This window comes from Streptomyces pinistramenti (assembly GCF_020564935.1).
Classification (GTDB): Bacteria; Actinomycetota; Actinomycetes; order Streptomycetales; family Streptomycetaceae; genus Streptomyces; species Streptomyces pinistramenti.
This window is the reverse complement of record NZ_JAJCXB010000044.1, coordinates 1-12,076: the sequence shown is the minus strand read 5'-3', so window position 1 is coordinate 12,076 and position 12,076 is coordinate 1. Positions and strand designations below refer to the sequence as shown.

10 protein-coding genes are annotated in these 12,076 nt (G+C 72.7%); 5 read left to right on the top strand and 5 right to left on the bottom strand.

The window, feature by feature from the left end; genetic code table 11:
• Positions 1-324: 324 nt before the first annotated feature.
• Positions 325-939, bottom strand: a complete 615-nt coding sequence (locus LIU39_RS25240) for a TetR/AcrR family transcriptional regulator (RefSeq protein ID WP_227049177.1) — start codon at positions 937-939, stop codon at positions 325-327.
• A 610-nt stretch (positions 940-1,549) separates the two neighbouring features.
• On the opposite strand from LIU39_RS25240, the gene LIU39_RS25230 reads away from it, so the two are divergent.
• The 3 genes from LIU39_RS25230 (at position 1,550) to LIU39_RS25220 (ending at position 3,732) form a co-directional block, all read left to right on the top strand.
• Positions 1,550-2,035, top strand: a complete 486-nt coding sequence (locus LIU39_RS25230) for an SAV_6107 family HEPN domain-containing protein (RefSeq protein WP_227049176.1) — start codon at positions 1,550-1,552, stop codon at positions 2,033-2,035.
• A gap of 274 nt (positions 2,036-2,309) precedes the next feature.
• Positions 2,310-3,065, top strand: coding sequence for a methyltransferase (locus LIU39_RS25225; protein ID WP_227049175.1), 756 nt, complete (start codon positions 2,310-2,312; stop codon positions 3,063-3,065).
• A gap of 259 nt (positions 3,066-3,324) precedes the next feature.
• Positions 3,325-3,732: an SCO2097 family morphological protein gene (locus tag LIU39_RS25220; protein WP_227049174.1), complete on the top strand. Its 408-nt coding sequence runs from the start codon at positions 3,325-3,327 to the stop codon at positions 3,730-3,732.
• A 494-nt stretch (positions 3,733-4,226) separates the two neighbouring features.
• Here the strand turns inward: LIU39_RS25220 and LIU39_RS25215 are convergent, their stop codons facing one another.
• From LIU39_RS25215 to LIU39_RS25200, 4 genes are all read right to left on the bottom strand, one after another.
• On the bottom strand, positions 4,227-6,644 hold the full coding sequence (locus tag LIU39_RS25215; RefSeq protein ID WP_227049173.1) for a transglutaminase TgpA family protein: 2,418 nt from the start codon (positions 6,642-6,644) through the stop codon (positions 4,227-4,229).
• 256 nt (positions 6,645-6,900) lie between these two features.
• Positions 6,901-8,310 (bottom strand): DUF58 domain-containing protein, encoded by a 1,410-nt coding sequence (locus LIU39_RS25210; protein ID WP_227049172.1) that lies wholly within the window; start codon positions 8,308-8,310, stop codon positions 6,901-6,903.
• Entirely contained in the window at positions 8,310-9,332 is a 1,023-nt protein-coding gene (locus LIU39_RS25205) for an AAA family ATPase (protein WP_227049171.1), read from the bottom strand. Before LIU39_RS25205 ends, LIU39_RS25210 begins: the two co-directional genes overlap by 1 nt.
• 332 nt (positions 9,333-9,664) lie before the next feature.
• Positions 9,665-10,225, bottom strand: a complete 561-nt coding sequence (locus tag LIU39_RS25200) for a beta-class carbonic anhydrase (protein ID WP_227049170.1) — start codon at positions 10,223-10,225, stop codon at positions 9,665-9,667.
• Between the two features lie 494 nt (positions 10,226-10,719).
• Between LIU39_RS25200 and rsmH the strand changes: the two genes are divergently transcribed.
• Positions 10,720-11,679 carry a 16S rRNA (cytosine(1402)-N(4))-methyltransferase RsmH gene (rsmH, locus tag LIU39_RS25195; RefSeq protein WP_227049169.1) on the top strand — a complete coding sequence of 320 codons (960 nt, stop codon included), beginning with the start codon at positions 10,720-10,722 and terminating at the stop codon, positions 11,677-11,679.
• Positions 11,676-12,076, top strand: a 401-nt coding sequence (gene ftsL, locus LIU39_RS25190; RefSeq protein WP_227049168.1) for a cell division protein FtsL, incomplete at its 3' end; no start/stop codon positions are given. The genes rsmH and ftsL, both read left to right, overlap by 4 nt.

Below are 12,076 nucleotides of genomic sequence, written 5' to 3'. Positions count from 1 at the left end.
AGTACACGTACTCAGACGCCGAGATGAGTAGATACGCGGATGGGCCGCGACCTGCCCGGACGACAAAGTAGAGATCACCGAAGGGACGCGGCGCCGCACCGCCGGCACGGGGCGGCGGTACGGCGCGGCATCCCGGACGTGACGGGGGAAAGTACGGGGGAAGCACGGGGGATACGGGGGAGCACGGGGGAAGCGCTGTCCTGGTCGGATCGATGGGGGAACGATCCGCGCCAGGGCCGCGCGCTTTTCCGCCCGCCCTCCTGGCCGGCAGGACTTCCGGACCGTCAGGAGGCAGTCCGGATTTCGGCGAGGAGGACGGCGAATTCAGGCCGGGCGGCCGCTGACCCGCCCCTGGAGCAGCCGCGACAGTGCGGCGTGCACCTCGTCGATCGACCGGTCCGGCTGGTACGACTGCCAGTCGAGCGCCGCCACCAGCACCATGCCGAACAGTGCCGACGCGGTGAGCGGGACGTCGATCTCCTCGCTCAGCTCCCCGCTGCCGACCGCCTCCCGCAGCACACCCTCCACGACGGCGACGGCCCGCTCCCGCACCACCAGCAAGGTGGACTGCCAGGCGCGGTTGGTGCGCCACAGCTCGGCGACGTAGAGCTGGGTGAGCGCCGGGTAACGGGAGATGAAGTCCAGACCGGCCCGGATCATCGCATCCAAGGCGTCGATCCTGGTACCTCCCCGGTCCGCCACCTCGTCGGCCGCCGCCTGCAACGAGGTCGCCAGCAGCTCGATGCCGTGCCGCAGCAGTTCCTCGAAGAGCACGTTCTTGCTCGCGAAGTTGTAGTAGACCGTGCCCTTCGCGACCCCGGCACGCTCGGCGATCTCATCCACGGTGGTGGAGGAGAAGCCCTGTTCGGCGATGAGCGTGACCGCGGCTTCGAAGAGCTTGCGCCGGGTGGCGTCGCGGCGCGTGGGGGAACTGTCCATGAGGGTGATTGTGCCGGTCCGGGCAGGTGCCGCGCTCACAGGCTCAGCTCCGGATACAGGTCCCGCACCGCCACCCGGAGGCCCCCGCCCGCCCGGAAGAGGCGCCCATCGCCGGAGCCCTCCGGTTGAGTGGCGGTGTCGGCTGTGGAAAGGCCGCACAACAGGCCCCAGAATTATGCCCGTTCACCGTCGGAGAGCTTTCAGGCCGGTGTCGTCGACGACCGGTAGCCGGGGGCTGCCGGCCAGGGCCGACGCCACCGAAAGCCGCAGCGCTTCCAGGCGCTCCAGATCGCGTACGGAGGCCCCGAGGTCCGTGTGCAGCGGGTTCGGGGCCGAACGCGCCCTGCAACAGGGCGCGTTCGCGCAGATGCTCGTCGGCGGCCGGGGGTATGCACCTCGGTGGTCGGCGCGGCGGCCGCCGCCTTCCGTTGCAGCGTCGTCGATGACCGCCGGATCTCTCCCCGCCTTCCTTCTGCTGCCTTGCCCGGCCCCCGCCTCCCTTCCGCTGCTCTGACCGGCGAAAAATGCAGGTCAGGGCCGTTTGTCAGTGGTGTCCTTCACGATGGGGTCAGACGGTTCCGAACCGTTTTGCGACGACAGGAGGTTCGTCATGGCAGCTCGACCCGTCACGGGCAGCTCCGCTGCGTACGGTCCCCCGAGAGATGTCCACCCCGTCCTGCGGCGCGCGGCCGCTCCACCCGCCGCCCTGAACCTGCTCACCCAGGCCCAGCAGGGCCTCGCGGAGGCAGAAACCCTGGAAACCCCCAACGAGTGCTTCGCCGCCGCGCATCTCGCCGCACTGCGCACCGCAGCCGCCGTGCTGGCCGTCCGCGGCAGGCCGGAGGCCACGCTCCGCCGCCGTCGGCGCATCCGCAGCGCATGGGAAGTGCTTCCGGAGGTCGCGCCCGAACTCGCCGAGTGGAGCGCCCTGTTCGCCGCGGGCGCCGGCCGCCGCGCCAAGGCCGAGGCCGGTATAACCGGCGCGGCCAGCCGCCGCGACGCCGACGACCTGCTCCGCGACGCCGGCATGTTCCTGCGCCTGGTGGAACGGATGCTGCTGATACAGCCGTCACTGCCGCCTCAGCGGGCGGGGTGACTGCGGCTTCAAGAGTTCCTGGGGCCTGGCCTCTGTTTCCGTTGCTCCCGCCCGCGGGCGCGTGCCGCCGCTCGGGCGCAGGGAGCGGCTGTCCCCGCGCCCCCGCCGGGCCGGTGGGGGCGCCTGCGAACCCCAGGGCGGACGATCGGCGCTCGTGAGGAGGCGGTGCCCACCGGGATGACGGTCGGGAGGCGCCCCAGGCTGCGCAGTGCGTGGGACGCAATAGGGTGGTGGGCGCCTAGATGTTCATGCCCCCGCCGAGGAGCCACCCGCCGTGTCTGATCCGCTGCGCCCGCGCGCATCCCTTCGTACCGCCGTGGTCTGGGAGGTTCTCAAGGACGCCCTGGAGCGCCGGGCCGAGGCCGCCGGGCGCGAGGCCCTGGACGTGCTCGACACCGGAGGCGGCACCGGCAACTTCGCCGTGCCGGTGGCCCGCCTCGGTCACCGCGTCACCGTCGTCGACCCGAGCCCCAACGCCCTGTTCGCCCTGGAACGCCGGGCCGCGGAGGCCGGCGTCGCCGACCGGGTGCGTGCGGTCCAGGGCGACGCCCACGGCCTCTTCGACGTCGTCGACCGCGGCGGCTACGACGCCGTGCTGTGCCACGGCGTGCTGGAGTACGTCGACGACCCGGCGGAGGGCCTGCGGAACGTCGTCGCCGCGCTGCGTCCGGCCGGCACCCTCAGCCTGCTCGCCGCCGGCCTCGGCGGCGCCGTCCTGGCGCGCGCCCTGGCCGGCCACTTCAACGAGGCCCGCCAGGCGCTCACCGACCCCTCGGGACGTTGGGGCGACGGTGACCCGGTGCCCCGCAGGTTCACCGCGGAACAGCTCTCCGGCCTGGTCACCGATGCCGGCCTGGAGGTCGGCGCGGTGCATGGCGTGCGGGTCTTCGCCGACCTGGTCCCCGGCGTGCTCGTCGACACCGAGCCGGGTGCCATGGAGGCGCTGCTGAAGCTCGAAGCGGCCGCCGCGGAGCAGCCCGCATTCCACTCCGTCGCCACCCAGCTGCACGTCCTCGCCGAGCGCGGCTGATTTTCCGCGGTGTGGCCGACTGCCGGGCGCAGTCGGCCACCGGCCACCCGATCAGCCCCTTCGCCCCGTATGATCGAGGTACGACGTTCCGGCATGACGGATAGGCGGGTGGGGAATGCAGGCAGCATCACCACCGGCCGCCCTGGCGGCCCGGACAGTGGACTGGCGCAGAGGGGCGGGTTTCACGGGGGCGATTCCCTGCCTATCCTGAAAGGGTCGCACCCGGTCGCCCCCCGCGACCGACGAGTAGGAGGACTCCGTGCCGCTCTCGGAGCACGAGCAGCGCATGCTCGAGCAAATGGAGCGAGCGCTGTACGCCGAAGATCCCAAGTTCGCGACAGCGCTTGAAGGAAGCGGGCTGCGTACGTACACCCGGCGACGGGTCTACCAAGCGGTCGTGGGCTTCCTGGTCGGTATCGGCCTGCTCATGGCCGGCATGGTCGCGCAGCAGATCTGGATCAGCGTGGTGGGCTTCCTCGTGATGCTCGGATGCGCGGTGCTGGCCGTCACCGGGTGGCGCAAGGCACCGAAACCGGGTGAGCAGAAGTCCGGTGCGGCTCCGGGTAAAGCAGGCGGAGCGGCCGCGCGGCAGTCCAGGGCACGGCGCTCGATGATGAACCGCATCGAGGACCGCTGGCAGCGCCGCCGGGACGAACAAGGCCACTGAAGGCCCCCGTCTCCGCCTGACCTTGCACGCCCCCTCGCCGAGCTTCCTCTGCAGCACGCTGTCTGCACGTACGCCGAGTTTTTCTGCGCGGAGCCTTTGCGGACGGACCGACTCGGGGCCGCCGACCGGCGCCGTGCACAGCGCCCGGATCAGTCCGGCGATATCGAGCCGACAGACCGGCCCGTCAACTCGGGCCGGTCTGTCGGCTTTGCGGTTCCACCTTCTTGGTCGGCCCACGGGTGCCTTCGCCGGTCCACGGGCTCGGCCGGTCCACGGACTTGTTCCATGCACGGAACGGTCGGGTCGTCCGCGGCCGCGTTCCGTCGACGAAGCGGATTCCGGCACAGCGAGCCATTCCGGCCCTCCGCGCCGGGCAGGAATCAGCGGGTGCCGAGTGGCACGGTGTCCACAGATAGCCGGGCATGTCTCGGGTGATGGCCCCCGGAGGCCCCGTGTGCCGCGGGGCCTCTCTGCTTGCTTGCCGTCCGCCCGTACTAGGCCCCGCGCCCTCCCGGTCGCAGGGATGCCGCCGCGCGTCGGGATGCGGTCGCCGGGCGGCTGGTGGTGCAGCGGAGGCGGAAGGCCGTCCAGCGGGCGGTGAGGGACCACAGCAGCCGGGCGGCTGAGCGGGGGGCGAAACGGGCGCGCAGCCGCTGGGTATGGGAGGCGCGGGAGTGCAGGCCGGCGCGGACCAGTTGCACGTCCGTGGCCGGTGCCGGTACGGAGCGGGGGCGCGGGGCATACAGGGCCTCTTCGACCGCGGCGGCCATCCGGTGGGCGGCGTCCGCGGCCTCCGGCGGGAGCCCGCCGACGCGCGCCAGCCGGGTGGCCGTTCCGCGGGGAGTGAGGGCGCTGTCCGGCGGGATCCCGAAGTCCCAGCCGGTGTCGATCAGCTCGCTCCAGGCTGTGAGGACGTCGGCGCCCCTGCCCCTGCCCAGCCGGCGCCTGCGTATCCGGGCCCGCCACAGCAGAGGGATCGCGGGGAGCAGCAGGACCAGCAGGGCGGCAACCGCGAGGATCGCGACGGTCCAGGGGGACGGGCCGCCGTCCGACGGGCCGCCGCCCGACTCCGCGGGCAGCGCCGCACAGTCGGTGGATCCCTGCTGTCGGCCGGAGGCGCAGGTCGGGCCCGCCGACGGACCGTCCGACGGTGCGGCGGAATGCGACGTCCCCGGGGCCGGGGTGGCCGGGCCGGTATGGCGCGGGTTGTCGGGGAGGGTGTACTCGGGGACGCTGCCGCGGCTCGGCGTCGGCTCGAAACGGGTCCATCCGGCGCCCTCGAAATACAGCTCAGGCCAGGCGTGTGCGTCCTTGAGACCGACCGATGTCGTGCCGTCGGGCTGCCGGGTGCCCGGGGTGAAACCGACCGCCACCCGGGAGGGTATGCCGAGGGTGCGCGCCATCGCGGCCATCGAGAACGCGAAGTGGACGCAGAAGCCCTCCTTCTCCTTCAGAAAACGGGCGATGGCTTCGGAGCCGCTGCCCGCCCGGACCTCGGTGTCGTAGCTGAAGCCGCCGTCCAGGGCGAACCAGTCCTGCAGCTTGACGGCCTTGTCGTACGGGGAGACCGCGTCCCGGGTCACCTGCCGGGCCGTCGCCCCCACCACTCCGGGCAGTGAAGCCGGCACCTTCGTGAACTCGCGCCGCAGCTTCTCGGGGGGCGGCGGTGCGGAAGCCAGCTGCTGCGCCGTCGGCCGGACCCGCAGGCTCTCCACCTGGTACTGGATGCCGCGGGTGGTCTGGCCGCGGTCGCCGACGAGAGTGCGGCCCTCCGGCTCGAAGCGCCACTGCCCGGAGATGTCGACACGGGAGGCGGGGTAGGGGAGAGGCAGCCAGTTCTGGGCGTACCACTCGGCGGTCGATATCGAGGTGTTCACGCGGGTGGCGGCCACGTCGTCGGCAAGACCCGGAGGGCGGGGCAGCTCGTCCGGTACGTCCATGACCGTGTGCTCGGACGGTTTCCAGGCCGTGCCGTCGAACTGGTCGAGGGCCACGATCCGCAGGTACATGTCGCGGGTGTCGCTCGCGGTGGTGCGGTAGTTGAGGACTTCCTTGTCCTCCGGCTGGTTCAGGCTGTTCTGCAGTGAGACGAGCGGGTTCACGGCGGAGATCGTGCCGCCCTTGCCACCGGGGCCGTCGGCGCCGCCGGACGGGCCGAGCAGCCCGCCGCCGAGCGAGGGCAGGGCGGCCGGCACGACCAGGGCGATGCCCAGCACCAGGACGCCGATCCGGCGGCCGGTACGGATCGGGGCCGGGGTGGGGCCGCCGGCCGCGGCCCCGAATCCGGACACACCGAGACGTGAACGGGCCGGGCTCGGGCCGCCGAACACCCGGCCCCACTGGGACAGCCGGTCGCGGCCCTCGGCGAGGAGCAGCAGCAGATAGCCGCCCGCCGCGGCGAGGAACCACAGCCAGCCGGCGCTGTCCCGGGCCAGTCCGGCCGCCACCGAATACAGCGCGAGCAGCGGCAGCCCGGCGGGCGCCGCACTGCGGTAGGTGACCGCCAGAGCGTCCACCACCAGCCCGATGAGCAGGACGCCGCCGACCAGAAGCAGCCGGATACCCGGCGTCACCGGGGCCGGGATGGCATACCGGCCCACATCCCTGACACCGGACTCCACCAGCCGCACGAACTCCGCCACCGCGTCCGGGCCCGGCAGGACCCCGGCAATCGCCTGGTCGCGGGCGAACAGCAGGGTCAGCAGCAGCACCCCCACCCCGGCCTGCGCCGCGATGGTCAGCGGCCGGGCCAGCGGTACCCGGCGGGCCGCCGCCCCCACACCGGTCACGAGCGCCAGCAGGACCGCCGCCTGGATCATCCACGTGACCGGATCGGCCAGCGGCAGCAGCGCGCAGGACGCGCACAGTGTCGCCACCGCCGCGCACAGCGCCAGCCGCACCCTGCCGCTCATGACCGGGCCTCGCTCCGCTGCGCTGCACCGCGCCGCGCAGTGCTCCGGCGCCCCGCACCGCGCACCCGGCAGCCGCCCGGCCCGCCGTCCCGGCCGTCCGCACCGACCGTGCCGGGCCGGGCGCCGGCCCTCCCCGGGCCGCGTCGGCCGTCCCTCGCGCCCCGGCCGCTCCGCGCGCCGCACGCCGAGCCGTTCCGTCGCCCGTGCGCCTGCCCGCCGTACCGGAGGCCCGTGCGCCCGCTGCTTCCCCGCCTGTTCATGCCCCGCTCCCCGCCCCCGTTGCCGTGCCTGCCGTGCTGTGGTCCGCGGGGCCCGTCGCGGCCCCCGCTGCCGGGTCGTCCGGAGGTATGCCGCCCGCGCGGTCGGTTGAGCGCCACAGGTCGGGCATGGCGGTGCCGGGTGTCACCGGGAGGGCCGCCCAGCCTGCCTCACGGAGCATCCGCAGGCGGTTGGCCAACCGCACCCGGGCAGCGGGGTACCCGGAACCGGCCGGCCCCTGCGTCCATGCGTCGCCGTCCAGCACGAACGCGACGGCCGCGCCGCTGCGCTGCCGCATCCGGCCGGCCACCGCCACCTGCCGTGCGTCCAGATCGCCGAAGAACCCGATGAGCAGCCCCTCCTGGCCGGCGCGCAGCGCCTCGTACGCCGGGGACAGGTCCTCCTCCTCGGAGTGCTCCACCATGGCGAGGGTGTCCAGGAGCAGGCCGGCGTCGGCGGATTCCGCGCCGCCCGCGAAACCGCCGGCCCTCTCGGTGCCCGGCACCGAGGTGCCCGTGTCGGTCAGCAGCCGGACGGAGAAGCCGCGTTCCAGCAGATGTACGGCCGTGGAGGCGACGCCGGAGACCGCCCATTCGAACGCCGAATCGGGGCCGCTTCCCTGATGGGCCGCCCGTCGGGTGTCGAGCAGGATCGTGCAGCGGGTCTTCTGCGGCTGCTCCTCCCGGCGCACCATCAGTTCGCCGTGGCGCGCGGTGGACCGCCAGTGGACCCGGCGCAGGTCGTCGCCGTGGCGGTAGCCGCGCGGGATGATGTCGTCGTCGCCTGCCAGGGCCAGCGAGCGCTGTCTGCCGTCGCCGTACCCGGGCGTCTCGCCCGTCAGCCGGATCGATGGCAGCGGCTCGATGCGCGGCACCACGGTCAGGGTGTCCGACGTGCTGAAGGAACTGGTCAGCTCGCACATCCCGAACGGGTCGGACAGCCGCAGCTGCAGCGGCCCCAGGGGGTAGCGGCCGCGCAGGTCGGAGCGGACGCGGTAGGACACCTCACGGCAGCCGCCGGCCTCCACCCGGTCCAGCACGAAGCGGGGCCGCGGCCCCAGGACGTAGGGCACCCGGTCCTGGAGCATCAGCACGCCGGTGGGCAGCCGCGAGATGTTCTCGACGCGCAGTCCCACGCGCGAGGCGACGGCGGTGGGCACCCGGGCGGGGGCGAGCGTACGGCTGCCCGCGACGCGGTAACGGGTGCGGTGCAGCACCAGGACGCACACCAGCGGCAGCGCCGCCAGCAGCAGCCCCACACGCAGCAGGTCCGCCTGTCCCAGGAGGTAGGAGCACACCGCGGCCGCGATACCGGCGGCCAGGAACGACCGGCCACGGGTCGTCAAACCCCCGAAGGCGGCCCGCAGACCGCCGGGCTCCGGTGTCCCCGCACTGCCCCCGCCGGACATCACAGCCCCCGGACGCCGGGCGGCTGCCGGTCGGTGTCCGGGGGCCATTGCCTGGCCGACGGATCGGGGACCGGGGTGCGGTGCAGGATCTCCAGCACGATCTGCTCGGCCGTCCTGCGGTTCAGCTGCGCCTGGGAGCTGGGCAGCAGGCGGTGCGCGAGGACCGGGACGGCCAGCGACTGCACGTCGTCCGGCAGCGCGTACTCCCGCCCGCCCAGCGCCGCCGCGGCCTTCGCCGCGCGCAGCAGATGCAGCGTCGCCCGCGGCGAGGCGCCGAGCCGCAGCTCCGCGTGACTGCGGGTGGCTGCCACCAGGTCCACGGCGTATCTCCGCACCGCCTCGGCGACATGGACCGTCCGCACCGCGTCGATCAGGGCCACGATGTCCTGGGCGTCCGCCACCGGCCGGAGCGTGTCCAGGGGGGAGGCGCCGCCGTGCACGTCCAGCATCTGCAGCTCGGCGGCCGGGCTCGGGTAGCCGATGGACACCCGCGCCATGAAGCGGTCCCGCTGCGCCTCCGGGAGGGGGTAGGTGCCCTCCATCTCCACCGGGTTCTGGGTGGCGACCACCATGAAGGGGCTGGGCAGCTCGTAGGTCTGCCCGTCCATCGTGACCTGCCGCTCCTCCATCGACTCCAGCAGCGCGGACTGGGTCTTGGGCGAAGCGCGGTTGATCTCGTCGCCGATCACGATCTGGGCGAAGATCGCGCCGGGCTTGAACTCGAAGTCGCGGCGCTGCTGGTCGAAGATGCTGACGCCGGTGATGTCGGACGGCAGCAGATCCGGCGTGAACTGGATCCGCCGGACCGAGCAGTCGATGGACCGGGCCAGCGCCTTGGCCAGCATCGTCTTGCCGACGCCCGGCACGTCCTCGATGAGCAGATGCCCCTCGGCGAGCAGCACGGTCAGCGCGAGCCGTACGACCTCAGGCTTGCCTTCGATGACTCCCTCGACCGAACGGTGAACCCGCTCAGCTGTGGTGGTCAGATCAACGAGGCTCGCTCGCTCGTCATACGTCGTCACCGGCCCTCCTCGGCCCTTCCCCGCGCTCCGGTGAAGCGGGGGGATACCCATGTCCGGGCCGGCGCCCTCCGTACGGACCCGGCCCACCCCGTATGCGGCGTCGTGCCCGGCCACGGCCGCGACGACGTCACTCAGGCATTCTCACCGTCGATGGCGCTTCGCGTCATGGGCTGTGGATAACTGACGGCGTTATGTCCCGACCCTCCCGACTCTGCCCGCCGTTCCGGCCACCCGCGCCATGCGAGTCATCCGAAACAACGGCGCACCGGAACGGTACGGACGGCACGCAGCCGGGCACGGGACGCCGCCCGCACCCGGCATTCCGCCGGAGGTCAGCGCTGCGGGTCGATCTCCCGCAGCAGGCCGGTGGTGACATCGAAGACGAAGCCTCGGACATCGTCCTTGTGCAGCAGGAACGGTGAGGTACGCACCCGCTCCATGGACTGCCGCACGTCCTCGTCGAGGTCCTTGAACGCCTCGACGGCCCAGGTGGGCCGCTGCCCGACCTCGGCCGCCAGCTCGTGGCGGAAGTCCTCGGTGAGGCTCAGCAGGCCGCAGCCGGTGTGGTGGATGAGCACCACCGAACGGGTGCCCAGGGCGCGCTGGCTGATGGTCAGGGACCGGATGATGTCATCGGTGACCACACCGCCGGCATTGCGGATGGTGTGGCAGTCACCGAGTTCGAGTCCCAGCGCGTCGTGCAGGTCGAGCCGGGCGTCCATGCAGGCCACCACGGCGACCTTGAGAACCGGCCTGGCGTCCATTCCGGGGTCGGTGAAGGCGGAGGCGTAGTGCGCGTTTGCATCGACGAGACGGTCGGTGACGGTGCCGCCGGCAGGAGTGGCGACGCCGTCGGCGGACGGGGGCAGCGGCTGCGATGCAGATATGGGCATGAAGTCACCGTAATAGGCGGCGCCCGATCCGGCTGCATGTGAGGACGGGCATAGGGGACGACATTGATCCTTGTGACGTAATCGACATGGACCGTTACCGTGCCGCCGTCCGGGTGAGAGGCGGGCGGAAAAGCCGCCATGGGACGCGCGGAACCGGTTGATTGACCGGGGCGGGCGGTGGACTAAAGTGGCGCGAAGTGGGAGGCGTGACGCTCTCCTTGGATCCCGAACCCCTCGCGTGCACACCGCACGTACGGCTCGGCCTCCTCCCGCTCCACCGGCCTTCCGACGTCACTTCCCCGTCGCCGGAGGGCCACTTCCCCTTCAGAGCGGGCGGGGACCAAGCGGTACGTGCGGCACATCCCCCGCCAGCGGCCGGGGAACCCCTCCTGCCGCTCACCCATCGGAAGGCATATGAGCGAGCGCAGCGAGCGAATCAGAATGAGGTGCGCCCTCTGCGGACGCGGGCCCACCGAGCGAAGCGAGGTCGGCGCATGAGCAGCAACACTCGCCACGTGCCCGTCATGCTCAGGCGCTGCCTGGACATGCTCGCCCCCGCGCTCGCCGAGCCCGGCGCGGTCGTCGTCGACTGCACGCTCGGCCTCGGCGGACACAGCGAGGCACTGCTCTCGACCTTCCCCTCGGCCCGGCTCGTCGCGCTCGACCGCGACACGTCGGCGCTGCGGCTCGCGGGGGAGCGGCTGGCCCCCTTCGGCGAGCGCGCCACCCTGGTGCACGCGGTCTACGACGAACTTCCCGACGTCCTGGAACGCCTCGCGCTGCCGCGCGTCCAGGGTGTCCTGTTCGATCTCGGCGTCTCCTCCATGCAGCTCGACGAGGCCGACCGCGGCTTCGCCTACGCCCAGGACGCGCCGCTGGACATGCGGATGGACCAGACGACCGGCATCAGCGCCGCCGACGTCCTCAACACCTACGCACCCGGTGAACTCGTCCGGATCCTGCGCTCCTACGGGGAGGAGAAGCAGGCCAAGCGGATCGTCGAGGCGGTCGTACGCGAGCGCGCCAAGGAGCCGTTCCGCACCAGTGCGCGGCTGGTCGAACTGATCCGTGACGCGCTGCCGCAGGCCGCCAAGCGGCACGGCGGCAATCCCGCCAAGCGCACGTTCCAGGCCCTGCGCATCGAGGTCAACGGCGAACTGGCCAGCGTGGAGCGGGCCGTACCGGCCGCGGTGAAGGCGCTGGCGGTCGGCGGGCGGATCGCTGTCCTCTCGTACCAGTCGCTGGAGGACCGGATCGTCAAGCAGGTCTTCGCGGCCGGCGCCGCCAACACCGCTCCGCCCGGCCTGCCGGTCGTGCCCGAGCAGTACCAGCCACGGCTGAAACTGCTGACCCGGGGTGCCGAACTGCCCACGGAGGAAGAGGTCGCCGAGAACCGGCGGGCGGCGCCGGCGCGGCTGCGCGGCGCCGAACGCATCCGCGAGGACATCGCGTGACCGCCCGGGGGCGTACGCGCGGAGGGCGGTCACGCCTCTCGGCGCTGTTCCCCTCGGGCGGCACCGCCGCCGCGCGCACGCCCTTCGTCCTCCTGGTCGTCGTCCTGCTCGGCTCCGGTCTCATCACGCTGCTGATGCTCAATTCGGCGCTCAACCAAGGCTCGTTCGAACTGAGCAAGCTGGAGAAGAAGACCGACGGGCTGACGGACGACCAGCAGGCACTCCAGCAGGACGTGGACGCCTACTCCGCGCCGGGCGCGCTCGAACGGCGCGCCCGGGAGCTGGGCATGGTGCCGGGCGGCAACCCGGCATTCCTCGATCCGGACGGTACGGTCCGCGGCACGCCGAGTGAGGCGACCGCCGAGCCCGAGCCCATGAGCGCCCCCGCCACGCCGAC

Bases quoted from the DNA above. Each gene is read 5' to 3' on its own strand.
- LIU39_RS25240 (WP_227049177.1), bottom strand. From the start codon at position 939: ATGGACAGTTCCCCCACGCGCCGCGACGCCACCCGGCGCAAGCTCTTC.
- LIU39_RS25230 (WP_227049176.1), top strand. From the start codon at position 1,550: ATGGCAGCTCGACCCGTCACGGGCAGCTCCGCTGCGTACGGTCCCCCG.
- LIU39_RS25215 (WP_227049173.1), bottom strand. From the start codon at position 6,644: ATGAGCGGCAGGGTGCGGCTGGCGCTGTGCGCGGCGGTGGCGACACTG.
- LIU39_RS25210 (WP_227049172.1), bottom strand. From the start codon at position 8,310: ATGTCCGGCGGGGGCAGTGCGGGGACACCGGAGCCCGGCGGTCTGCGG.
- LIU39_RS25200 (WP_227049170.1), bottom strand. From the start codon at position 10,225: ATGCCCATATCTGCATCGCAGCCGCTGCCCCCGTCCGCCGACGGCGTC.
- rsmH (WP_227049169.1), top strand. From the start codon at position 10,720: ATGAGCAGCAACACTCGCCACGTGCCCGTCATGCTCAGGCGCTGCCTG.